Below are 494 nucleotides of genomic sequence, written 5' to 3' on the forward strand. Positions count from 1 at the left end.
GTCGTGCAGCACTGCAAGGACCAGATGGCGCCCGTCTTCCGGGACGACGTCACGGTCGGGCAGAAGCAGAAGAAGGAGATCGACGAGGAGATCGGCGACGACCTGGACCTGCTGTGCCAGGCGGCCGAGCTGGTGGTCTCCACCCAGTTCGGGTCCACCTCGATGCTCCAGCGCAAGCTGCGGGTGGGCTTCGCGAAGGCCGGCCGGCTCATGGACCTGATGGAGTCGCGGGGAATCGTCGGCCCCAGCGAGGGTTCGAAAGCGCGCGACGTCCTGGTCAAAGCGGACGAGCTGGACGGGGTCCTGGCCGTCATCCGGGGAGAGACCCAACCGTGATTCGCGGGCGGGCAACCGTTTCCCCCGGGGCCGCGTCAAGTTGAGGGAGGTGGCACCGCCGTGTCCGGTGCGGGGCCACCGCAGCACCCGACTTCCCACACTGTTCGGTTTGCCATTCGGATGGCGTAGGAAGTCCACCCTCCGGTTGCTCCAACCTT

1 protein-coding gene is annotated in these 494 nt (G+C 67.2%); it reads left to right on the forward strand.

Annotation, left to right across the window (positions count from 1 at the left end; all coding sequences use genetic code 11):
* A partial coding sequence (locus tag G3I78_RS47760; RefSeq protein WP_275424933.1) for a DNA translocase FtsK occupies window positions 1-336 on the forward strand: 336 nt, incomplete at its 5' end.
* Window positions 337-494: the final 158 nt, after the last annotated feature.

Source organism: Streptomyces sp. SID13726, assembly GCF_010548375.1.
In the GTDB taxonomy this organism is placed as follows: Bacteria; Actinomycetota; Actinomycetes; order Streptomycetales; family Streptomycetaceae; genus Streptomyces.